The sequence below is a fragment of the Phaeobacter cretensis genome, assembly GCF_047372505.1.
GTDB lineage: Bacteria > Pseudomonadota > Alphaproteobacteria > Rhodobacterales > Rhodobacteraceae > Phaeobacter > Phaeobacter cretensis.
Genome location: NZ_JBKBEU010000001.1, coordinates 2944817 through 2966514 on the forward strand (window position 1 = coordinate 2944817; position 21698 = coordinate 2966514).

Annotated in this window: 19 protein-coding genes and 1 tRNA gene; 9 read left to right on the top strand and 11 right to left on the bottom strand. The window is 57.1% G+C overall.

The window, feature by feature from the left end:
• Positions 1 to 32: 32 nt before the first annotated feature.
• Positions 33 to 1061 (bottom strand): substrate-binding domain-containing protein, encoded by a 1029-nt coding sequence (locus ACEWZM_RS13985; RefSeq protein WP_414007015.1) that lies wholly within the window; start codon positions 1059 to 1061, stop codon positions 33 to 35.
• Positions 1062 to 1309: 248 nt separating this feature from the next.
• On the opposite strand from ACEWZM_RS13985, the gene ACEWZM_RS13990 reads away from it, so the two are divergent.
• The 5 genes from ACEWZM_RS13990 (at position 1310) to ACEWZM_RS14010 (ending at position 7785) form a co-directional block, all read left to right on the top strand.
• On the top strand, positions 1310 to 2662 hold the full coding sequence (locus tag ACEWZM_RS13990) for an ABC transporter substrate-binding protein (RefSeq protein WP_414007016.1): 1353 nt from the start codon (positions 1310 to 1312) through the stop codon (positions 2660 to 2662).
• A gap of 111 nt (positions 2663 to 2773) precedes the next feature.
• Positions 2774 to 3781 (top strand): carbohydrate ABC transporter permease, encoded by a 1008-nt coding sequence (locus tag ACEWZM_RS13995; RefSeq protein ID WP_414007017.1) that lies wholly within the window; start codon positions 2774 to 2776, stop codon positions 3779 to 3781.
• A gap of 10 nt (positions 3782 to 3791) precedes the next feature.
• Positions 3792 to 4940, top strand: coding sequence for a carbohydrate ABC transporter permease (locus ACEWZM_RS14000; RefSeq protein ID WP_414007018.1), 1149 nt, complete (start codon positions 3792 to 3794; stop codon positions 4938 to 4940).
• A gap of 63 nt (positions 4941 to 5003) precedes the next feature.
• Positions 5004 to 6662: an alpha-amylase family glycosyl hydrolase gene (locus tag ACEWZM_RS14005; protein WP_414007019.1), complete on the top strand. Its 1659-nt coding sequence runs from the start codon at positions 5004 to 5006 to the stop codon at positions 6660 to 6662.
• A 31-nt stretch (positions 6663 to 6693) separates the two neighbouring features.
• Positions 6694 to 7785 carry an ABC transporter ATP-binding protein gene (locus ACEWZM_RS14010; RefSeq protein WP_414007020.1) on the top strand — a complete coding sequence of 364 codons (1092 nt, stop codon included), beginning with the start codon at positions 6694 to 6696 and terminating at the stop codon, positions 7783 to 7785.
• Between the two features lie 18 nt (positions 7786 to 7803).
• Here the strand turns inward: ACEWZM_RS14010 and ACEWZM_RS14015 are convergent, their stop codons facing one another.
• Genes ACEWZM_RS14015 through ACEWZM_RS14025 form a run of 3 tightly spaced genes read right to left on the bottom strand, consistent with a single transcriptional unit; the run spans position 7804 to position 10957 of the window.
• The gene (locus ACEWZM_RS14015; RefSeq protein ID WP_414007021.1) at positions 7804 to 8910 is read right to left on the bottom strand and encodes an ABC transporter substrate-binding protein; all 1107 of its coding nucleotides are present in this window, start codon (positions 8908 to 8910) and stop codon (positions 7804 to 7806) included.
• A complete protein-coding gene (locus tag ACEWZM_RS14020; RefSeq protein ID WP_414007022.1) occupies positions 8880 to 10295 on the bottom strand; it encodes a sensor histidine kinase N-terminal domain-containing protein in 1416 nt (471 codons plus the stop codon). Before ACEWZM_RS14020 ends, ACEWZM_RS14015 begins: the two co-directional genes overlap by 31 nt.
• The gene (locus ACEWZM_RS14025; RefSeq protein ID WP_414007023.1) at positions 10292 to 10957 is read right to left on the bottom strand and encodes a response regulator; all 666 of its coding nucleotides are present in this window, start codon (positions 10955 to 10957) and stop codon (positions 10292 to 10294) included. The genes ACEWZM_RS14020 and ACEWZM_RS14025 overlap by 4 nt, the downstream gene beginning before the upstream one ends.
• Before the next feature lie 142 nt (positions 10958 to 11099).
• Between ACEWZM_RS14025 and ACEWZM_RS14030 the strand changes: the two genes are divergently transcribed.
• The 3 genes from ACEWZM_RS14030 (at position 11100) to ACEWZM_RS14040 (ending at position 14235) form a co-directional block, all read left to right on the top strand.
• The gene (locus tag ACEWZM_RS14030; RefSeq protein WP_414007024.1) at positions 11100 to 12077 is read left to right on the top strand and encodes a Bug family tripartite tricarboxylate transporter substrate binding protein; all 978 of its coding nucleotides are present in this window, start codon (positions 11100 to 11102) and stop codon (positions 12075 to 12077) included.
• Positions 12078 to 12221: 144 nt separating this feature from the next.
• Positions 12222 to 12716 carry a tripartite tricarboxylate transporter TctB family protein gene (locus ACEWZM_RS14035; RefSeq protein ID WP_414007025.1) on the top strand — a complete coding sequence of 165 codons (495 nt, stop codon included), beginning with the start codon at positions 12222 to 12224 and terminating at the stop codon, positions 12714 to 12716.
• A gap of 1 nt (position 12717) precedes the next feature.
• Positions 12718 to 14235, top strand: a complete 1518-nt coding sequence (locus tag ACEWZM_RS14040) for a tripartite tricarboxylate transporter permease (protein ID WP_414007026.1) — start codon at positions 12718 to 12720, stop codon at positions 14233 to 14235.
• 62 nt (positions 14236 to 14297) lie between these two features.
• On the opposite strand, the gene ACEWZM_RS14045 is transcribed toward ACEWZM_RS14040, so the two are convergent.
• Genes ACEWZM_RS14045 through ACEWZM_RS14075 form a run of 7 tightly spaced genes read right to left on the bottom strand, consistent with a single transcriptional unit; the run spans position 14298 to position 20886 of the window.
• Positions 14298 to 15230, bottom strand: a complete 933-nt coding sequence (locus tag ACEWZM_RS14045; RefSeq protein ID WP_414007027.1) for an AEC family transporter — start codon at positions 15228 to 15230, stop codon at positions 14298 to 14300.
• 22 nt (positions 15231 to 15252) lie between these two features.
• Complete coding sequence (locus ACEWZM_RS14050; RefSeq protein WP_414007028.1) at positions 15253 to 16050, bottom strand: MBL fold metallo-hydrolase; 798 nt, start codon at positions 16048 to 16050, stop codon at positions 15253 to 15255.
• The gene (locus ACEWZM_RS14055) at positions 16050 to 16871 is read right to left on the bottom strand and encodes a TatD family hydrolase (protein ID WP_414007029.1); all 822 of its coding nucleotides are present in this window, start codon (positions 16869 to 16871) and stop codon (positions 16050 to 16052) included. The genes ACEWZM_RS14050 and ACEWZM_RS14055 overlap by 1 nt, the downstream gene beginning before the upstream one ends.
• A gap of 44 nt (positions 16872 to 16915) precedes the next feature.
• On the bottom strand, positions 16916 to 18037 hold the full coding sequence (locus ACEWZM_RS14060; protein ID WP_414007030.1) for a DNA polymerase III subunit delta': 1122 nt from the start codon (positions 18035 to 18037) through the stop codon (positions 16916 to 16918).
• Positions 18034 to 18723, bottom strand: coding sequence for a dTMP kinase (gene tmk / locus ACEWZM_RS14065; protein WP_414007031.1), 690 nt, complete (start codon positions 18721 to 18723; stop codon positions 18034 to 18036). The genes ACEWZM_RS14060 and tmk overlap by 4 nt, the downstream gene beginning before the upstream one ends.
• Positions 18720 to 19910, bottom strand: a complete 1191-nt coding sequence (locus tag ACEWZM_RS14070; protein WP_414007032.1) for a D-alanyl-D-alanine carboxypeptidase family protein — start codon at positions 19908 to 19910, stop codon at positions 18720 to 18722. Before ACEWZM_RS14070 ends, tmk begins: the two co-directional genes overlap by 4 nt.
• 55 nt (positions 19911 to 19965) lie before the next feature.
• Positions 19966 to 20886: an SPOR domain-containing protein gene (locus ACEWZM_RS14075; protein ID WP_414007033.1), complete on the bottom strand. Its 921-nt coding sequence runs from the start codon at positions 20884 to 20886 to the stop codon at positions 19966 to 19968.
• Between the two features lie 316 nt (positions 20887 to 21202).
• Here ACEWZM_RS14075 and ACEWZM_RS14080 point away from each other — a divergent pair.
• A tRNA-Ser gene (locus ACEWZM_RS14080) sits at positions 21203 to 21292 on the top strand.
• The last annotated feature ends 406 nt before the right edge of the window (positions 21293 to 21698 follow it).

A 21698-nucleotide genomic window follows, 5' to 3' on the forward strand; every position in this document is an offset into this window, starting at 1 on the left:
CTGTGATGTCTGAGAGAGGGCGCGCTACGGGGCTAAGGCGTGGGAGCGGGCCCGGTTGAACGCCCAACGGTCAAGTGCGCTTCCAGCAGTCGCGTCAAAGGCGTCTCGGTAGGGGAACGGATCTGCTCCAGCAGCAGATTGGCCAGTTGGCGCCCAGCTTCCTGTACCGATGATCGCGTCGCGGTAAATTGTGGGACTTCATCGCCGTTGCGCAGATAAGACAGGTCGTCGTCATGTGTGATCACCGAAATCTCGCGTCCCATACGGCGACCAGTATCCTCGATCGCTCGGCGAACCCCCATGGCCGGGATAATGGATGAGACCAGATAAGCTGTCGGTGGGTTCTCTAGTGCCTGTGTCGCCACTACAGTGCGATAGCCATAGCTTTCGGTCATCTCTTCGGCATACATCAGCGCCGGATCCAGCGGCAGGCCGCGCGAGGATAGTGCGGCCTCATACCCTGCGCGCCGCCGCCAAGCGAAATCCATGCTTTCCAGCCCGTTGACCAGACAGATACGCCGATGGCCAAGATCCAACAGAAACTGGGTTGCGCGGTCAAAGGCGCTTTTGTTGTTCACGTCCAACCAACTGTATGGTGCTTCCAGGTCAGATGCTCTGCCATGCACAGCAAACGGTAGGCCAATGCTGCGTAACAGGTCGATGCGCGGATCAGACATGCGCGGCGCGTGCAGTACGATGCCGTCAACATTTCGCTTTGCAGCCATCTCACGATAGGCTTTTTCCTGTTCACTGTCCTCGACCAGAGACAGGATCATATCGTAGCCTGCTCTGGCGTAGCTCTCACCGGCACCCGCGATGAAGTCACCAAAGATCGGGTTCACCATTTCATGTTGCGATGACAACGGAATCACATGGCCGATGGCCATCGCACGTCCGGTTGCCAAGGCTTTGGCGCGGGTGTTAGGGCGGTAGTTGTATTGCTCAGCCGCTGCCGCAACCCGCCGTCGCGTCGCTTCGCTGACTTCGGGAAACCCATTTAGCGCGCGACTGACTGTCGTTTGTGACAGGTTCAGATGGGCGGCAAGTTCCTTTAGGTTCATGCCCGAAATTCTCCAAAGCGATTTGATTACTTGGCATCATACGGCACCGAAGCGCCTATTCTTATATTGTTATGACAGGGTCTGGATAAGGCTTGCAAGCCTTGTTTGAAGGTGAATATTCGCGCCTTGTGTTCTAATTTGTTGACAGAGACGTTCGAATCTACAAGATTGAGATGATCCAAAGCGCTTTGGATTTTGAGTCTGAGGAGATCTCAAAACTGGTGCTGTGATAATCGGGAGGAGACATCATGAAACGCAGGCTTACTGCCGCTGCGGGCGTTCTGGCATTGACCGCCGGACTTGCACACGCCGAGGGCGCGCTGACTTTTCCGGTCGGCGAGGGAGAATTCAACTGGGACAGTTTTGAGGCGCTGAAGGCGACAGATCTGTCGGGAGAACAGGTAACGGTCTTTGGCCCATGGCTTGGCCCGGATCAAGAAGTCGTGGAAAAGGTTTTGGCCTATTTCGGCGAAGCCACCGGCGCAGATGTGCGCTATACCGGTTCTGACAGCTTCGAGCAGCAGATCGTTGTTGATGCCGAGGCAGGGTCTGCTCCCAATGTGTCCGTCTTCCCGCAGCCCGGCCTGGTCGCCGATATGGCGCGCCGCGGCTTTATTACTCCCTTGGGCAGTGAGACTGCGGATTGGGTGCGGAGCAACTATGCGGCCGGTGAGTCTTGGGTTGATCTTAGCACGTTCGAAGGGCCGGACGGAGCTGAAGACCTTTTCGGCCTTTTCTACAAGGTCGATGTAAAATCGCTCGTTTGGTTTGTGCCCGAGACTTTTGAGGATTTCGGGTATGACATCCCTCAATCGATGGAAGAACTGAAGACGCTGACAGATCAGATGGTGGAAGACGGGAATACGCCTTGGTGTATCGGTCTGGGATCCGGTGGTGCGACGGGTTGGCCCGCTACTGACTGGGTCGAGGACATGATGCTGCGAACGCAGGAACCCGCTGTCTATGACCAATGGGTCAGCAACGAGATTCCCTTTACCGATCCACGTGTTGTTGCCGCCATCGATGAGTTTGGCTATTTCGCACGTAACGATGACTATGTCTCTGGCGGGGCAGGGGCCGTGGCTTCAACTGATTTCCGTGACAGCCCCAAAGGTCTGTTTGCCAGCCCGCCGCAGTGTCTGATGCATCGCCAAGCCTCCTTTATTCCGGCGTTCTTTCCCGAAGGAACTGAAGTTGGCCTGGACGCTGATTTCTTCTATTTCCCCGCCTACGCGGAAAAGGATCTGGGAAGCCCGGTTCTGGGTGCAGGCACCCTTTGGGCGGTTACCAACGACAGCAAGGGTGCCCGCGCTCTGATGGAGTTCCTTCAATCTCCTATCGCACATGAGGTCTGGATGGCGCAGCAGGGTTTCTTGACCCCTCACAAAGGTGTCAACACCGATCTCTATGCCACGGAAACTCTAAAAAAGATGGGAGATATCCTTCTGTCAGCAGATACCTTCCGCTTTGATGCGTCCGATCTGATGCCCGGTGGTGTAGGGGCGGGATCCTTCTGGACCGGTATGGTTGGCTATGCCGGCGGCACCTCTGCCGCTGACGCAGCCGCAGAAATCCAATCTTCTTGGGATGCATTGAAGTAACACGATTGCGCGGGCCGGTTTGTGGATCGGCCCGTGACCACCTGAAGCATCAACTCAGCTTGCCCGCTTGCCTACCCCCGTTTCAATAGCCCACCGAGAAGGGAGAACCCCATGCATCCAGCCATTCAGGGCCTTTTGACCATTGCCTTTGGCGTTGGCGGGTGTGTCGGCTATTTTTACTTCTCCAATCTTGTGCTGGATCGGTTCATCTTCCCGGCACGAGGTGAGCATATCGCCCGTAATATTCGCCGCGCCAATATGATTCGTCCCTGGTTGTTTCTGCTGCCTGCGTTGCTGGCTTTGGGACTCTATCTCGCTTACCCGGTTGTCGAAACCATGCGGTTATCGCTTACAGAACGCTTGCCCGGAGGCGGTTCTGAATTCGTTGGACTGGATAACTACCAACAGATGTTGGCCGAGGCGAAGTTCTGGGAAGCGCTCAAGAATAACTTCCTTTGGCTGTTGATTGTCCCTGCTGCCGCGACTGGGTTTGGACTGCTGGCCGCCCAGCTGACTGATCGGCTGGCTTGGGGCAATATCGCGAAATCTCTGATCTTCATGCCAATGGCGATTTCTTTTGTCGGGGCTGCGGTGATCTGGAAACTGGTCTATGATGCCCGTCCCGAAGGCACTGATCAGATTGGGGTTCTGAACGCGATCTATATCTACTTTGGTGGTGATGCACCGCAGCAGTGGCTGACTATTCCATTGTGGAACAATATCTTTCTGATGATGGTTCTGGTCTGGATCCAGACCGGCTTTGCGATGGTGATCTTATCTGCGGCCCTGCGCGGCATTCCCGAGGAAACCGTAGAGGCCGCTATTGTTGATGGTGCCGGGCCTTTTCAGATCTTCTTCAAGATCAAGGTGCCGCAAATCATGGACACTATTGTCGTGGTTTGGACCACCGTTACCATTGTTGTGCTCAAGGTCTTTGACATCGTTTTTGCGATGACAAATGGCCAGTGGGAAACGCAGGTTCTGGCCAATTACATGTACGACAAACTGTTCCGCGCCAATGACTGGGGAGTGGGCTCCGCCAGCGCGATGGTGATCATGTTGTTGGTGCTGCCGATCCTGGTTTGGAACGTCTACAATGCCCGCCGCGAAATGCGCTGAGGAGGCCGCCATGACTTCGATTGCCGGACAAAAACCTGCGCTGATCTGGGCACTACGCCTCTCGGTCGTATTGCTCGTGGGGCTTTGGTTGTTCCCGACGCTTGGTCTGCTGGTATCGTCCTTTCGGACGTCCGATCAGATCGCAACCAGTGGCTGGTGGCGTGCGCTCTTCCCCACAGAGCAAAACCTGACCTTGCGAACAGATCCACCCAGCGAACAGCTTCGGGAGGGGGATTTATACGTAATAGAAGGGCGCTTTTTCGCGGAGAATTCCAAGGCCGAAATTTCCGCGTGGGGGACGTCTGCGCGTGATCCGGCTGCTAATGCTCCGGGAACCAGCGCAGAGCTGCGTCGTGGTGGCCTGATGACCGTGCAGTCTGATGGGCGCTACCGGTTCGAAGACGTCGAAGAAATCACCGGAAAGCGTGGCCCGCGTGTGTTCGTGACCGCGACAGTGCCACCGGAATTCACGCTGGCGAACTACGAGACCGTGTTGATCTCCGGCAACGCAACCGACAATATGGCCAAGGCGTTTTTCAACACGCTCACTGTGACCATACCGGCGACGATCATTCCAATCCTTGTTGCAGCCTTCGCCGCCTATGCTTTGGCATGGATGGAGTTTCCTGGCCGCGCGCTCTTGGTCGCAACAATTGTCGGCCTGCTGGTTGTGCCGTTACAACTAGCGCTGATCCCGTTGCTGAAATTTCACAATGAGATCGGCATCGGCAAAGGCTATCTTGGCGTCTGGATGGCCCATACGGGGTTCGGACTGCCGTTGGCGATCTATCTGCTGCGCAACTATATGGTCGGCATCCCGCGCGATATCATCGAAAACGCTCGCGTAGATGGCGCGACTGATTTCGTGATCTTCACCCGTATCATCTTGCCGCTGTCCTTCCCGGCGTTGGCGTCCTTCGCGATTTTCCAATTCCTGTGGACGTGGAATGACCTTTTGGTCGCCATGGTTTTCCTGATCGATGCAACTGGCGAGACGACGGTGATGACCAAGCAGATCGTGGAGCTGTTGGGCACACGTGGAGGCAATTGGGAGATCCTCGCAACCTCAGCCTTTGTTTCGATTGCCGTGCCCTTGGCCGTGTTCTTCGCGATGCAGAAATATCTCGTTCGCGGCCTGCTGGCCGGATCGGTGAAATGACCCTCTTTTGCGGCCTCCCCTGCTGTGGGACCCGCCTTTATCTAGCCTACGGAATACGCTGACATGAATGCACAACTCCAACTCGACCCTGCACAGATGCTCTCTGCCGATCCTGATTGGTGGCGCGGTGCTGTGATCTATCAGATCTACCCGCGCAGCTATCAGGATAGTTCTGGCGATGGCATCGGTGATCTGGCTGGCATTACTCGGCGCTTGCCACATATTGCCTCGCTGGGCGTTGATGCGATCTGGATTTCGCCCTTCTTCACCTCGCCGATGAAAGACTTTGGCTATGACGTCTCGGATTACTGTGATGTTGACCCAATGTTTGGCAACCTTGCTGACTTTGACCAGCTGCTGAAGACCGCCCATACGCTGGGACTGCGGGTGATGATTGATCTGGTCCTGTCCCACACTTCGGACCAGCATTCCTGGTTTGCACAGTCCCGCGCCAATCGCGACAATGCCCATGCAGATTGGTACGTCTGGTCTGATCCGCAACCGGATGGTGCGCCGCCAAACAACTGGCTTTCGATCTTTGGCGGTTCTGCCTGGCAATGGGATCCCCGGCGAGAACAATATTATCTACACAACTTCCTTGCGTCCCAGCCGGATCTGAACTTCCACAATACAGAGGTTCAGGATGCTTTGCTTGATGTGACCCGCTTCTGGCTGGATCGGGGCGTCGACGGCTTCCGTCTCGATACGATCAACTTCTATTTCCATGACGCCCAGCTGCGCAGCAATCCACCGCTGTCGCCTGAGGCCCGCAATGCCACCATCGCGCCTTCAGTGAATCCTTACAATCATCAAGAGCACCTCTATTCAAAGAACCGGCCTGAAAATCTTGACTTCCTGCGGCGTTTCCGCGCGGTTTTGGATGAGTACCCGGCCAAGGCCGCCGTGGGTGAAGTCGGCGACGCACAGCGCGGGCTTGAGATTATGGGCAGCTACACCGCGGGCAACAACGGCGTCCACATGTGCTACGCGTTTGAGTTGCTGGCCAAGGATGTGCTGACCGCAGCACGTCTGGCTGAGGTTTTTTCTGAGGTCGACCGGGTCGCCGCAGATGGCTGGGCATGTTGGGCTTTTTCCAACCATGATGTGATCCGCCACACTACCCGTTGGTCCCTCAGCCCGGCGGCGCAACGCCTGTTTACTACCTTGATGATGTGCCTGCGCGGTACCGCCTGTATCTACCAGGGGGAAGAGCTGGGCCTGCCAGAGGCCGATATCGCCTTTGAAGATCTTCAAGACCCCTACGGCCTTGAATTTTGGCCAGAATTCAAGGGTCGCGATGGTTGCCGCACGCCGATGGTGTGGGAGGCCTCAAATGGTGAGGGCGGTTTCAGCGATAGCAAACCATGGCTGCCGATTAATTCCGCGCATTTGGCTTTGAATGTCGCCAATCAGGAGGCTGATCCAGACGCGATCCTGCACCATTACCGCCGGGCAATCGCGTTGCGCCGTGCATATCCGGCGCTGGCTTTCGGCAATCATGACGGGATGCAGGCCGTGGGCAACGTCGTGTCTTTTACCCGCCAGAGCGGGGCTGAAGAGATCTTCTGTGCCTTCAATATGGGGGATGTTCCGGTAGAGATCTCATTGCCAGAGGGCAGCTGGACAATGCTCAGCACAGAACTGGATTTGACCCCGGTGCCACAGCCCGGTGATCCTGTGCAACTGGCGGCATGGCAGGCCTGCCTGGCGCGTCGCATATAACCAGAAGTACGAGCAGGGGAGGGACCAGCAGATGGCAAATTTGAAACTGACCAATGTGGCCAAGACCTATGGCGGCACGGTGGAGGTGCTGAAAGGCATCAACCTCGATATTCAGCAGGGAGAACTGGTGGTTTTCGTAGGCCCGTCCGGCTGTGGTAAGTCGACTCTGCTGCGGATGATTGCGGGGCTGGAACGGATCAGCGATGGCACGTTGGAAATCGACGGCGGGGTGATGAACGATATCCCGCCAGCCCAACGGGGTATTGCGATGGTGTTCCAGTCTTACGCGCTTTACCCTCATATGACAGTGCGCGACAACATGGCTTTCGCTCTAAAGATTGCTAAGAAAAGCAAAGAGGAAATCGACGCCGCGATTAATCGCGCGGCCAGGATTCTGCAATTGGAACCCTATCTCGACCGCTTGCCTAAGGCGCTTTCAGGGGGGCAACGTCAACGCGTTGCGATTGGCCGCTCCATTGTCCGTGACCCAAAGGTCTATCTCTTTGACGAGCCCCTCTCAAATCTGGACGCCGCTCTTCGGGTTGCCACACGCATCGAAATCGCTCAGCTGAAAGAGGCGATGCCCGACAGCACGATGATCTACGTGACCCATGATCAGGTCGAGGCGATGACGCTCGCCAGCCGTATTGTGGTGCTGGCTGACAAAGGAGTAGCACAGGTCGGCACGCCGCTCGATCTATACGAGCGTCCGGAAAACGAATTTGTGGCCCAGTTTATAGGTTCCCCTGCGATGAACCTCATTCCGGGCACTGTGGTCGCCACAGGCGCACGTACGACTGTTCAGTTGGACAGCGATGAGGAAGTGATCGCCAATATTCCCACAACCAATGCGGATCAGGGGCTCCGCGTCAATGTAGGCGTTCGGCCGGAGGATCTGGTCGCAACCGGTGAAGGCGGTGCATTAATCGACAGTCGCGTTGATATTGTTGAGGCGCTGGGAGAGGTTACGGTGTTGTATATCGCTTCGGAAACTGGGCAGGAGCCACTGATCGCCAAACTTCCGGGCATTCACAAAGGGCTGCGCGGAACCTCAGTCCGCCTACATGCGGATCCGGCCAAACTACATCTGTTTCACAACGGCCAGTCGCTGCTTTATCGCTAAAGAAACCTGGTCGCGGATCTATTTCTGCAATACAGCGCTGCGCCATTCGTCCAGAAAACGAAGCCGTTTCAAGTGATCCAGAAACACCAGTAATCCGGGGCCCATCTGAATCGGACGCAGCGAGGCCTCTTGGCTGGCCAGCCCCGATGGATAGCGTGGAAACGGATAGGCGGGATCGGCACGCTCTCCCCAGGCTGCACGTAAGAGATGGTCGATAAAAGCTCCGGCCAGATCCGGCCGCTCGGCTTGGCGCAGAACCACCGCAGTTCGCAGCATCATATTGGTATAGTCTTGTGGGTCGACAATCTCGATCAGCCCGGTCAGATCCGTCCGGGCGCGTGCATAGCTACCCAGCACATTATAGGCGATTGCAATCTCTCCCTTGGCGACGGCCTCAATCATCTCGCCGGAACAGCAATAGAGCTGAACATCAAGGCTGCCAAAGATCTCCATCATCCGCCAAAAACTCTCAGACGTGCGCAGATCCTGTGTTGCAAACAGATAGCCAAGTCCGCTCTTCTCGACGTCATAAGTTCCGATACGATCCCGGAACCGGTTGGGATAGCGGCGCAGGAGCGACATCAATGCTTGTCGGCTGCGGGGCAGTTCCAACCCTTCAAAGGCCACTGGTGACAGCACTATCGATGCCGGTTCCTGTGAGAAGGCAAAAACATGGTCGCGCCAGTTTCCCCAGACAGGGAGCTGTGCTGTGGCCGTCGATCGATGCGCCTGAGTGTAACCGTCATTGGCCAACTTTGTCTGCAGATCCAGCGCCGAGGATACCGCGAGATCAAACCCGGCGTTTTCGTCCACCACCGCACGCATCAACTCGGCACTGCTGACAGCAACATAGTCTACTGCCGTGGTTGGTCGCGTATTTAGAAAACTCTCTATAAGTGGTGCCAATAGGTCGGTGTCGGTGGTTGATAGAACCCTCAACACGTCCGGCGCAACGGCATTGTTTGCAGGGCCGAACTGGCGTTGATCTTCGATCTCAAACGATTGAGCTACACCGGCGATCGATGCCATCACCATCGCCAGCCCCCAGACGACCCAAGGCAAGCCAGACTGGGAGAATATGGTTCGAAAACCGCTCAGGACAGCGGAAAACATAAGGAAACGCATGACCCCTCCCTTCGTGGTGACGCTGCTGGTGGGCCGTCTACAGCTTTGCTGGTGGCGATGGTCAATTGACCGCCATGGGCCTCGACGACCTCGCGGGCTATAGTCAGACCAAGGCCCGATCCGATGGTGCCTGCAGCGTTGGATCCACGGGCAAATCGCGCCGTTAGCGCGCCTGTGTCCCCACTGGGAAATCCTCCTGCCTCATCGATAATGCTCAGACGCAGTTCCGTGCCTTCTTTACGTAGGCTGACCTGTATGTCGCTTTCGGAGGGCGCATATTTGATGGCATTGTCAAGAAGGTTCCGCACTGCATTCTGGATCAATATCGGATCACCTAATAGGGACGGCGTCTGCGGCAGATCAGAATGCAGCGCTATGTCTTTCAGCTCTGCAATTGGGCGCAACCGTTTCAACAGATCGCGGGACAAGGCCCCCAGATCGACCTCTTCACGGAGCAGACTGTCGGTGCGGAACGTGACCATCGCGTGGTCAAGTAACTGCCCGGCGGCGCGTGAACTTTCATCAATGGCACGGATCATCTCCCGTAGGGAGGCGCGGTTTTCGGCACGATCGACCCGGCGCAGAGTGATTTCGGCCTGCGTGCGAACCGTCGCCAGCGGAGTTCGTACACGATGCGCCGCCTCGGCGATGAAATCCTCTGATCGAGATAATGAAATCCGCAACCTGTCGATAAAACGATTCAGGGACTGTACCAGCGGAATCATCTCTGACGGAACTGGCCTCCGGACGGGGCGCAAGTCCTTTGGGCCACGGAGTGACACCGCATCGGTCAGCTCAGCCAAAGGGCGCACACTGGATTGTGCTGTCCAGATGGCCAGCAGCGCGGCAATCACAAAGAACCCGAATCCCAGTTGCAATGCGTTGCGGGTTAATTGTGCCAGTTGTTCTGATTGCCCTTCACGGGTCTGCGCTACAGATATGATAAGATCCGAGGCCTGCTCGCCCAATGACACTCGTCGCGCAAGCGTCACCATCCGAATGCTATCGCCTTTGTATGGCAGGGTTTCAAACTGCGGCGTACCTTGCCGCGGCAGCGGGTCGGGGCGCGGCAGATCAGCGTATCCGGTCAACAGGACCTGATCTTGTGCTACACGATAGAACACCCGGTCGTTGCTGACATTGCCCAGCATCGATAGTGCTGAATAGGGGATGTCTACCGTTACATCTCCGGACCGGACAGAAACCGAGTCCATGATCGACGTCGCTGAGGCCCGTAGAATGCTGTCATGGGTTTGCTGCGAGACATCGCGGGTGAATACGAGCACGATGAAAAACAGCAGCGATGCCAGAAAGGCGGCGCTCCCCACCAATTGCAACGTCAGCCGCCGCCGGATAGAGCCGCTGGTTGGCAAGGTCTGGCTCATATGAGCGACATCCGATAGCCCAATCCCCTGACCGTAGTGATCTCCACATCTGACCCGGCCAGATGTTTGCGCAGCCGCGCGACATAGACTTCAATTGCGTTTTCCGAGACATCCTCTTCATAGGAAAACAACCGATCCACCAGTTTCGATTTGGAAAAAATCCGGTCTGGTGCGTTGATAAATACCTCTAGAAGTCTCAGTTCCTTGTTGCGCAGAGAAACCGTTTTGTCGCCCGCTGCCAAGGTACCGGCCAGCGGATCAAAGACCAGCGCACCGAATCGTTTCTGGTTCGAGCTGCCGCCACCATGCCGCCGTAGTACGGCTCGGCAGCGTGCCTCAAGCTCCGAAAAATCAAAGGGTTTTGTGATGTAGTCATCTGCTCCCAGATCCAAAACTCCAACACGGTCCGAAACTTCGGACCGTGCGGTCAGGACGATCACCGGCGTTGTGCCTTCACGGGCGCGATGTGACTTCAGAAAGCGACGCCCATCTCCATCAGGCAGCATAATATCCAGTAAAATCAAATCGTAGTCGGCCGTTGCGGCGTAGTCATCTGCTGCTGCCAGGTCCGGGGCATGATCCACCACATGGCCGTCCATTTGCAACCGGTCCTCTACGGCGGCGGCAAGGCTCAGATTGTCTTCGACCAGCAGAAAACGCATGGGTGTCTATCCATTGAGAAGGCAGCGCCGGTGCCGCAAAATTCCAGATGACAGGCCAGATGACAGGTCTGTGTCAGCTTGGCGTGTTCCTCTCCAGTCATGAGCGGCCAAGCCGCCATTTGTCAAATGGGAGGAGACAAAAATGAAAACGATCATGACGCGGCGCGCACTGATGGCCGTGACCGCCGCGACACTAGCGTTTGCTGCACCGGTGACTGCGGATGAGATGGTAGACAGCATCCACTTTCTGATCCCCGGCGGCGCAGGCGGAGGCTGGGACGGCACCGCACGCGGCACAGGTGAGGCGTTGACCAAAGCAGGCCTAGTTGGCAATGCGTCCTTTGAGAACATGTCCGGCGGCGGCGGTGGCAAGGCGATCGGCTATCTGATTGAAAACGCTGAGAGCAACCACGGTACGCTGATGGTCAATTCGACCCCGATTGTGATCCGCTCGCTTACCGGGGTATTCCCACATAACTTCCGGGATCTGACCATGGTGGCAGGCACCATTGGCGACTACGCTGCCATAGTGGTGGGCAAAGACAGCCCGATCAATTCGATGTCCGATCTGGTTGCTGCCTACCAGGCTGATCCGCGCAAAACCGCTATTGGCGGCGGCTCGGTGCCGGGCGGCATGGACCATCTGGTTGCGGCAATGGTGATGAAGGCTGCGGGCGAAGAACCCACATCGGTGAAGTACATCCCATATGATGCTGGCGGTGTGGCCATGGCCGCACTCCTGTCCGGTGAGATCGCAGCGCTCTCGACGGGCTTCTCCGAGGCGATCGACCTCGCGAATGCGGGTGAAGTGAAGATTATCGGTGTGACTGCTGAGGATCGTGTGCCTGCCTATGCTGATGCTCCGACCATGAAAGAACAGGGCATCGACGCCACCTTTGTAAACTGGCGGGGCTTCTTTGGTGCACCCGGCTTGGCAGAGGACAAGGTCGAAGCATACCGCGCCGCGCTTGCCAAAATGTATGGCACGCCTGAGTGGGAAGAAGTTCGCGCCCGCAACGGTTGGGTCAACATTCACAACAGTGGTGATGATTTCGTCAACTTCCTGGAAGGTCAGGAAGAGGTCATCAAAAGCCTGATGGTGGAACTCGGCTTCCTCTGAGGACAAGATTATCAGGTGGGCGCTCGGTTTCATTGCACCGGGCGCCTAGCCTGTTTCCGGAAACCAGTGGCACGCATCTGCAGGAGGGCAGCGCGCCACCTATAGGTTTCATCCAGACAAATCTCACGAAGGGGGGAGAGCCTCATGGCGCTCGACCGATGGATCGCGCTTGTCATCCTTATGATTAGCCTGGCCTATGGCTATACGGCCTTTTTCACCATGGATGCCGGGTTGCCGCCGTTCATGAAATTCAATGCCATCTGGCCCAGCACCTTCCCCAAAGGGCTGTCAGTGATGGCGGTGGTCTGTGCCTTGATCATCGTGCTGTCGCCCCAAAAATCGGATGCGGGCCCAAAGGCCGGCGATATCGATTATCGACGCCTTCTGGACTACAAACTGGGGCAGGCGTTATCGCTTCTGGCGATGATGGTGGCCTATGCACTGGCACTGCGTCCGGTGGGTTTCCTGATTTCAACCGTCGGGTTCCTAGTGATCAGTGCTATGATCCTGGGGGAACGCAAGCTGCGTTTTCTGATCCCAATCGCCGTGCTTGCAGCGGGCCTGGTTTGGTACTTGGTGCAGGGGGTGTTGGGTATCTATCTGCGGCCGTTGCCTATCTTCTTTGGGAACGGGGTCTGACATGCTTGACGGTATTCTGATCGGTCTCAGCACCGCCTTCTCCTTCAGTAATCTTCTTATGGTCATCGGCGGCTGCCTGATAGGCACGTTCATCGGCATGTTGCCGGGACTCGGCCCGATGAGCATCATATCCATTATGATCCCGGTTGCGATTTCGATCGGCGACCCCTCGGCGGCTTTGATCCTGCTGGCCGGAGTGTATTACGGCGCGATATTTGGCGGCTCGACCTCATCAATCCTTATCAACGCACCCGGGGTGGCCTCGACCGTTGCGACCTCTTTCGATGGCTACCCGCTGGCACGTCAGGGCAAGGCAGGAAAGGCGCTGACCGTAGCGGCGATCTCGTCGTTCTGCGGTGGCAGCATTGGTGCCGTTTTGCTGATGATCTTTGCTCCCGCATTGGCCAGCGTTGCGCTGCTTTTCCATTCCGCTGAATATTTCGCGCTGATGGTGGTAGGGCTCTCAGCCATCGCCGCTTTTGCAGGGACTGGCCAGGTGGTCAAAGCACTGTTGATGACAATTCTTGGCCTGATTATGGCAACCGTTGGCGAGGGCGCGTTGTTCAACATGCCACGCTTCACCATGGGGATCATGGATCTTCAGTCCGGCTTTGGCTTCATCACGCTGGCAATGGCAATGTTTGCACTGCCAGAGGCGCTCTATCTAGTGCTGGACCCCGGACGCTCGAACAGCGAAGCCGGTAGCAACGAGATCAAGGATCTGCGCATCACCAAGGCTGAGGCGAAGTCCATCGCCCCAGTGATTGGCCGTCAGTCGATCCAAGGTTTTCTGATCGGGGTACTGCCGGGCGCGGGGGCCACAATCGCCTCTTTCCTCGGCTACGCGGTTGAGCGCAACATCGCACCCAAGGAAGAGCAGAAGGATTTCGGGAAAGGCGCGATTAAGGGCCTTGCGGCACCGGAAAGCGCAAACAATGCGGCCTGCACTGGGTCTTTTGTGCCTCTGCTGACGCTGGGTATTCCGGGGTCGGGGACCACGGCAATTCTGCTTGGTGCTCTGATTGCACTCAATGTCTCGCCAGGGCCTCGTCTGATGGTGGATGAACCGGAGATTTTCTGGGCCGTAATCATCTCCATGTATGTGGGCAACCTGATCCTGCTCATCCTGAATCTTCCGTTGATCCCCTATATCGCCAAAATATTGGCAGTTCCGCGTAACTATTTGATCCCTTTTATCTTTTTCTTCACGTTGATGGGGGCGTATATCGGGCAGAACAACGCGACAGAGCTGCTGATACTCGTTGGGCTTGGGATCTGTGCCACGATACTGCGGTTTGCTGACTATCCGCTGGCACCGTTGCTAATCGGCTTTATCCTCGGCTCCATGCTGGAGGACAACTTCTCCCGCTCGATGCAGCTCTACGATGGGCTTGGTTTCCTAATGGAGCGGCCGATAACGATTGGTCTCTTGGGGGTGGCAGCCATTCTGGTGATCCTTCCAGGCTACCGTGCGCGCCGTGCCCGGTTGCGGCAAGCCGGAGTGGCAGACGGCGACTAATGTTTCCGTTCTAGCGAACAAATAGATAGGGGCGCTGCGGTGCCCCTATTTCAGTTTTGTGGTCAGCCAAGGATCAACAGCCAGAACCACACGGTCAGGACGCAGGATCCGGTTGCGATCAACACGGAAGACGCGGCGACCCGTTTTGCGCGGCCGTACATATTGGCGAATATATAGGCGTTGAACCCCGGTGCCATTGCGGCGGTCAGTACGCCGGAGCGGAACAGGTCCGGCTGCACCTTCAGCGCCGCGCCCATGCTCCAGACAATCGCCGGGTGCACCATCAACGCGATGGCGCAGACAAATCCAATTGCTCGCAGATCTCCCTCGGGTCGGTATTGTACTAGCACCCCCCCAAGCGCAAATAGCGCTGCAGGTAGGGCGGCACGAATAACCAGCGACAGTGCCTCATCTACCGCCTCAGGGATCCACAGCCCAGTCAGGTTCACGATGAAGCCCAAGGCGATCCCCAGGATCAGCACATTCTTGAACATCGCGTTCAGCACCGATTTCGCTGTCTGGATGCCACCCGCGCCTTTGCTGCGTACGATTTCCATCACCGTAATACCCAGCCCGTAGCAAAACGGCGAGTGAAAGGCGATAATCGCATAGTTGCCAGTCAGGTTGTCGGCCCCGTAGGCGCGCTCGGTGATTGGCAGACCCAGCAGGACGGAATTCGAGAACAGGCAACAAAATCCAATCGCCACACAGTCTTCCCAGTTGCGGCGAAAAATCAGCCGAGCGCCAATCAGGCCAAGGGTGAAGCAAATCGCCGCCCCGGTGTAAAAGCTGATCAGCAGGCGCGGGTCAAAACTGGCGGACAGATCAAGCGTAGCAATGGCGCGAAACAACAGGCAGGGAATGGCAAAGTTTTGCGTGAATTTCATTAGCCCATCAACGTGGCTTGTTTGAAAATACCCACGTGAGGTCGCGACATAGCCGGCACCAATAACCAGAAACACTGGCAGGATGACATCGATCAGGCTCTGAAACATGATGTGCCTTCCTGTGGGCGCGTCAGATTGTGTATTCGATCACCATCCCGTCATAGGCGGGGTCAATATGGTCGGGGGTTTCTGCGGCGATCTGTGCATAGTCCAGATCAATGTGCATATTGGTCAGCACGGCGCGGCGCGGTGCCATACGCTTGATCCAATCCAGAGCCTCATCCAACGACAGATGGGTGGGGTGCGGTTTACGGCGCAGCGCGTCCAGTATCCAGCAATCCAAATTCTGCAATTCCGATAAGGCACTCTCGGGTATCTTGGCCACATCCGGCAGGTAGGCCAGATCGCCAATGCGAAATCCCAATGCGTCGATCGATCCGTGATTAACCTCAAACGGGCGCAGGGTGATATCTCCCCCAGGTCCGCTAATCGTCAACGGTCCGTCGATCCCGCGCAGGTCCAGAATGGGCGGATAGGGTGACCCTTCGGGTTGCACAAACGCATAGCCAAAACGCGACAAAAGCGCGTTCTGCGTGTCACCATCGGCATAGACCGGAATGCGATCGCGCATGTTAAAGACGATCATGCGCAGATCATCGATGCCATGGACATGATCGGCATGCGAGTGGGTGTAGACCACTCCATCCAGACGCCCGGTATCGCTGTCTAACAGCTGACTGCGCATATCAGGAGAGGTGTCGATCAGGACCGTTGTGGTGCCGTTTTGGTCTTCACGTTCAACGAGCAGCGAACAGCGCCGCCGTATATTGCGCGGATTATTGGGATCGCAGTCGCCCCAATGGCCGCCAAGGCGCGGCACCCCACCGGATGAGCCACAGCCCAGAATGGTAAAGCGCAGGATGCCCATCAGGCGGCGGCCTCATATTTCGCGGCTTTCCAAAACAGGCGATCAAAATTTTCCTGCGTCCGGACGGCGAAATCGTCATAGTCCACCCTAAAAACCTCAGCACCGATGCGGGCGGTATGGGCGGTATAGGCCGGTTCATTGCGTTTCCCGCGATAGGGCGGCGGTGCCAGATAAGGCGCGTCTGTTTCCACCAAAATGCGTTCCAATGGTGCCGCAGCAAAGATATCGCGCAGTTCTTGGCTCTTGGGGAAGGCGGCAATGCCGGACATCGAAAGGTAAAACCCCAGATCCAAAGCCGCGCGGGCCAGTTCGGACGATGAGGAGAAGCAATGCATGACGCAGCTATAGGCGCCCTTGGCCATTTCATCGCGCAGTATGGCGGCCATATCATCATCCGCGGCACGGGCGTGGATAATCAATGGCAGACCGGTCTCCCGAGCGGCTGTAATATGGTTGCGCAGCGAGGTCTTTTGAACCTCTGCGCTGTCGGCGGTATAATGATAGTCCAGACCAGTTTCGCCAATCCCAACAAACTTCGGGTGATCTGCCAGTGCCACCAGCTCATCAACCGATACCAGCGGTTCGTCTGCTGCGCTCATCGGATGGGTACCTGCGGCATAAAACACGGGCGCATGTGCTTCAGCGATCGATCGCACGCTGGGCTCATTGCGCAGTTTTGTACAGATGGTGACCATACGGGTCACACCAGCCTCGGCTGCGCGCGCAATCAACGCGTCCAGTTCTCCCTCGAAATCCGGAAAATCCAGATGGCAATGGCTGTCTGTGATGGAGGGTGGGGTCTGGGAAATGCTCTTGGTCATGTCTGCTCTCTGTCGCGTCCTGCGGAGGGATCTGGTCGTTTGGATCAGCGCGCCGCAGTGTCCTGCATCTTGAAAACCGTATCTAGAACAAGTGATGCGGGGTCAAGGTTCACCGCTTGACCATGGCGCATTCGTCCAGTGACTTGAGCCGCTAAATCCGCCCAGGCACGGGCTTTTTGTGGTGTCGGAGACAGCCGGTTTAACACCGCCGCTTCCTGTGGTGCCGCCTCCGGCTGTGGGGCCATGCCGGTGGCCCCGGTACGTGCTAGTCTTGCAAGTGCGGTATCGATCAACGTTAGCAACAGCTCGAATTTCTCGGCGCCGCCACGCGCGGCAGCCTGTTCGGCCAGCCCCATCGCGCGCTGGCGATCTAGCCGGGGCATGCTGTCCAGCAGTCGCACGACATCGCTATAGGTCTGCAATCCGCCAAGGTTCAGCAGCCGCAGTGCCGCCCCAACTGATCCATTTGCCAGCGCCGCTAAATGGTCGGCCTGCCGAGGTAATTCTGCACCCGCTTGGCCGAGTGCGGCCTGCATGGCGTCAGCGGCGAGCGGCGAGAGCCGTAACAGCCTGCAGCGCGACCGGATCGTTGGCAACAACCGAGAGGGCTGATGTGTGATCAATAACAGCGTGGTACGGGCTGGCGGCTCTTCCAGCATTTTCAGCAGCGCATTGGCCGCGCTGGTGTTCATATCATCGGCCGCATCCACGATCACCACCCGGCGTCCGCCGTCGGTTGCAGACAGGCCAAAGAACTTGTTCAGCGCACGGACATCATCAACAACGATCTGGTCACGCAGTTTGCCCTTGTCATTGACGCTGCGAGTGATCGAGGCAAGACCCGGCTCCGCCAATGCCTGAATGCGGTGCATCACAGGATGATCCTCGCCAATCTCCAGCGAGGTGGCGGGTGGCGGCGCGCCAAACAGACCAGCATCTTCGGCTGGGGGCTGGGATAGCAAAAAGGCGGCGATACGCCAGGCCAATGTTGCCTTGCCCACGCCCTGCGGGCCGGTCAGCAGCCAGCCGTGGTGCAGCCGATCAGAGTTGAAAGCCGTCAGGAAGTCTTGTTCTGCCCGTTCTTGGCCGAACAGGCGCTCCGTTTCACGCGGATGCGGTGCGCCGGGCGTCTGATCGGCGCGGAGCGGGGCATCATCCTTGCTCATGGGGCAGATCTATCTGGCGCAGTTGGCATCGACGCGCTGACCGTCGCCAATACCTCCTCAGCCACTACCTCAATCGGGCGGTCGCCATCGATCACTCGAAAACGGTCAGGAAACTCAGCCGCTAGCGCGAGGAACCCAGCCCGCATCTGCTGTTGCAGATTCAACCCGAAATCTTCGAACCGCTCTTCGCTGCCCTGCCGTCCTTTGGCACGCGCCAGCCCCTTGGCCGGGTCCATATCGATCAGCACTGTTAGATCCGGTTCCTGACCGATCATCAGCGCATGCAGTTGGTCGACACTGTCACGCAGATTGCCGCGCGACAGGCCCTGATACATCCGTGTGCTATCGGCAAACCGATCACAGATGACAATTTGGCCCTCTGCGAGAGCGGGTATGATACGCCGTTCCATATGGTCACGCCGCGCCGCAGTGAACAGCAACAGTTCTGTCTCTGCAGACCAGCGGTCAGGATCGCCCTCAAGCACCAGACGGCGGATTTCCTCGGCCCCGTCAGATCCACCGGGCTCACGGGTTAGAACGACCTCAAATCGACGCGCCTGCAATGCTTCGGCCAGCAAACGGCATTGCGTTGATTTGCCGGACCCGTCGATACCCTCGAAAGTGACAAATAGACCGGGGTAGGCAGCGGCACAATCTACAGCGCCGGTTGATCCGTCGGGCCTCACTGGCTGGCCTCGGGTCCGCTTAGGAACTGTTTCATCAAGACCTGCGCTGCAGTCTTTATCCGCACTGGAAAGCCGCCCGTTGGGATATCTTTTTCAGCAACAAGCGGTAGACGCATCTCCGGTAAATCATCAGGTTGCAGTACCAGTTCCGCCAGTTGTTGCCCTTTCTCGATTGGGGCATCAATAGGTCCGATATAAACGACTTCGCCGCTAATTTCGCGGCCCGAAAGGGCGGGGAGCAGCACATTCAGATCGTCAGCCGGTACCAGTCCTACGGTCGGCTCTGCGCCACGCCAGACTTCGGCTTGCGCGACCGGAACACCCGCTTTAGCCACCGTTTTTTTGGCAAATTGGCGAAACGACCAGTTAACAAGGGCCTCGGCCTCCTCTGCGCGGATTTTTGTGCTTTCCAGACCTGTAACTACAAAAATGACCCGGCGGTCGCCCTGCGCGGCAGACCCGACCAGCCCATAACCCGCTTCGGAGGTATGGCCTGTCTTCAAACCATCCGCCCCGATGCCGAGCCCCAAGAGCGGGTTTCGGTTGCGGACATTGGAGGGCGCGCGCCCGTCAAATTCAAATCTCCGCTCGGCGAATAGCGGATAATACTGTGGGAAATCTTCGATCAGCTTTTCTGCCAGGATGGCCAGATCTTCGACTGACATAAGATGGCCAACGGCAGGCCAGCCGTTGGAATTTGCAAAGGTGGAGTTCTCCATGCCCATCTCTTTGGCGCGTTTGGTCATGTAGCGGGCAAACCCAGCCTCGGTGCCATCCGGGCTTAGTGCTTCGGCCAGCACGACGCAGGCATCATTGCCGGAGAGAACGATAATACCGCGCAGCAGGTCCTCGACCCGGACCCGGTCCTGCGTATTAAGAAACATGGTCGAGCCTTTGTAGCTCATCGCATGTTGGCTGACAGGCAGCCGTTCATCTAGTGTTAGTCGACCATCCCGGATCGCCTCAAACGCCACATAAAGCGTCATTAGTTTTGACATTGACGCCGGTGGCAAAGCCAGATCTGCATTCTTTGACAGCAACACGGTATCGGTTTCCTGATCCAGCACATAGGCGGCGCGTGCACGGGTATCAAAGGCCGCTGCCGATAGCGCCGACAGGCTGACCAGCAGACCGGCGGCACATGTTAGTTTCAAACCAGAGCGAAGCGGGGAGGGGAGGTAGGTCATGGCTGGGTCGTCTTTCCGGTTGGTAACGTCAGGCAGTGCTGCGCAAGGGCGGTGGTCAATTGCTGACCGCATAGGCGTCGGAGAAGCCAACGGCCTTGACGCTGTTTAGCAGCTGACTGCGTTCGGATTTTGATTGGGCCGGGCCAACAAGGACCCTCCAGAACGGTTTCCCATTGCTGGACTGGGCCAGGACAGATGGCACTAGCCCGGCGTTGCGCATTTGATCGGCCGTGCGTTTGGCATTGGCTTCAACACTGAAAATGCCGATCTGAATGAAGGGTTTAGAAAGGCTGGAGCTGGCAGCTGCCGCTTTCGTTGCCGCTGATGTCACGGTTGAAGGCGCACTCTCAATCACAGCCGGGGCCGTAGCGGTCGGGGCAGCGGCGTCAATGGCCGCAGCAGCACCCGCGATCGGGTCCAACGGTTGGGTGTCGATATCGCTGGCATCCGCTACGGTGACATCGGCATCCTCAAGCGTCACGGCGGCAGGTTGATCGGGGTTTGCAACAGTCTCACTGCGCAAAGCCGTTACATTCAACTCAACCGGTGCGCCTGCAAGCATGCCAAGAGCATCCGCCGCATCGGATGAGACCTGCAAACGCGGGCCGGGGATCTCACGTTCACGTCGAAACAGCGCACCGATTACAAATTTGCCATTGGCTTTGTTGCGGATGATGACTTGCTCGGGGTCTTCGGCGTCCGGATGCGCCACCCAGACACCGCCCAGCGATGGGCGGCCGTCCCATAGCCCAGCTTCGGTCACCTGAAATACTTCTGGTGCCTCGACCTCACGCTCTACCAAGCGGGTGCTGCTGGAGGGGGTGACTGCTCCCGCTTCCTGGGCTTTGGGTTTCAAAAATGCCAATCCGGGGCCATCTTCACAGGCGCTAAGGATCATCAACCCGGCCAATGCTGCCGCCAGCCGCGCACTGTGGCGTGGCGCGCTGTGTTTCCGTGTCGACATAGCGTGAACCATGTGATGTTTCCTTGCCCGTATCTGGCAGCGCTTTCGCACTGAGCCAGTTGTTGCTGTGCCAGCCTTTGCTGCACCGGTTGTTCCGGTACCCTTATGCTGGCCGAAGCATAGCTTCCGCACAATGGCATGAAAACCCTGCCACCACTTGCTCGGCAAGTTTTCGGGTATCTTCCCTCTATATGAGCATCACATTGACGTATCGCTTGCGAAGGTAAGATGAAACTTGCGCGCAGATGCTAGCCGACAAGGTGAAATCACGGTGACGACAATTCCCTCTTGCCAGAAGCGTTAGCAACGCCTAAACCCAGCGCCGACCGGGGAGGTGGCAGAGTGGTCGAATGCGGCGGTCTTGAAAACCGTTGAACGTGAGAGCGTTCCCAGGGTTCGAATCCCTGTCTCCCCGCCACTAAATCAACTAGTTAGCTGCCACCATGATCGACAACCCCGATGGGGCGATTGTTAGGTTTCCCAAAAAGTTCCCCACGTTCATGACCCGGGTTAGTTGGGCCTGGGAGGTTCTGTGCATCTTTGACCAATTTCATTCGCCTTGCGCCATTCGGGTATTACTGAACCGTTGATAGGCTTTTGTGTCCGGTAGTTTCGGCGATTTGTTGATCGGTGCAACCAGCTTCTGCAAGCTCGCCGGAGCGGTCATTCATGCTGAAACGATTCCTGTTGAGGGGTTCATGATTATACAGTGATGTTTTCGACAACTGTCTTGTCGGCGTTGACGTTGTTGCCGTATCTGCATCTGATCTCCGGGGCAGCTCTTGGTCCAAAATCCGCACCGTGCGCTATCAAGGGAGGTCAGA

Coding starts and splice junctions, on each gene's coding strand:
- ACEWZM_RS14070 (WP_414007032.1), bottom strand. CDS start 19,910: ATGACCTACCTCCCCTCCCCGCTTCGCTCTGGTTTGAAACTAACATGT.
- ACEWZM_RS14005 (WP_414007019.1), top strand. CDS start 5,004: ATGAATGCACAACTCCAACTCGACCCTGCACAGATGCTCTCTGCCGAT.
- ACEWZM_RS14015 (WP_414007021.1), bottom strand. CDS start 8,910: ATGCGTTTCCTTATGTTTTCCGCTGTCCTGAGCGGTTTTCGAACCATA.
- ACEWZM_RS13995 (WP_414007017.1), top strand. CDS start 2,774: ATGCATCCAGCCATTCAGGGCCTTTTGACCATTGCCTTTGGCGTTGGC.
- ACEWZM_RS14020 (WP_414007022.1), bottom strand. CDS start 10,295: ATGAGCCAGACCTTGCCAACCAGCGGCTCTATCCGGCGGCGGCTGACG.
- ACEWZM_RS14040 (WP_414007026.1), top strand. CDS start 12,718: ATGCTTGACGGTATTCTGATCGGTCTCAGCACCGCCTTCTCCTTCAGT.
- ACEWZM_RS14010 (WP_414007020.1), top strand. CDS start 6,694: ATGGCAAATTTGAAACTGACCAATGTGGCCAAGACCTATGGCGGCACG.
- ACEWZM_RS14035 (WP_414007025.1), top strand. CDS start 12,222: ATGGCGCTCGACCGATGGATCGCGCTTGTCATCCTTATGATTAGCCTG.
- ACEWZM_RS14055 (WP_414007029.1), bottom strand. CDS start 16,871: ATGACCAAGAGCATTTCCCAGACCCCACCCTCCATCACAGACAGCCAT.
- ACEWZM_RS14075 (WP_414007033.1), bottom strand. CDS start 20,886: ATGGTTCACGCTATGTCGACACGGAAACACAGCGCGCCACGCCACAGT.
- ACEWZM_RS14025 (WP_414007023.1), bottom strand. CDS start 10,957: ATGCGTTTTCTGCTGGTCGAAGACAATCTGAGCCTTGCCGCCGCCGTA.
- ACEWZM_RS14000 (WP_414007018.1), top strand. CDS start 3,792: ATGACTTCGATTGCCGGACAAAAACCTGCGCTGATCTGGGCACTACGC.
- ACEWZM_RS14050 (WP_414007028.1), bottom strand. CDS start 16,050: ATGGGCATCCTGCGCTTTACCATTCTGGGCTGTGGCTCATCCGGTGGG.
- ACEWZM_RS13985 (WP_414007015.1), bottom strand. CDS start 1,061: ATGAACCTAAAGGAACTTGCCGCCCATCTGAACCTGTCACAAACGACA.
- ACEWZM_RS13990 (WP_414007016.1), top strand. CDS start 1,310: ATGAAACGCAGGCTTACTGCCGCTGCGGGCGTTCTGGCATTGACCGCC.
- ACEWZM_RS14060 (WP_414007030.1), bottom strand. CDS start 18,037: ATGAGCAAGGATGATGCCCCGCTCCGCGCCGATCAGACGCCCGGCGCA.
- ACEWZM_RS14030 (WP_414007024.1), top strand. CDS start 11,100: ATGAAAACGATCATGACGCGGCGCGCACTGATGGCCGTGACCGCCGCG.
- ACEWZM_RS14045 (WP_414007027.1), bottom strand. CDS start 15,230: ATGTTTCAGAGCCTGATCGATGTCATCCTGCCAGTGTTTCTGGTTATT.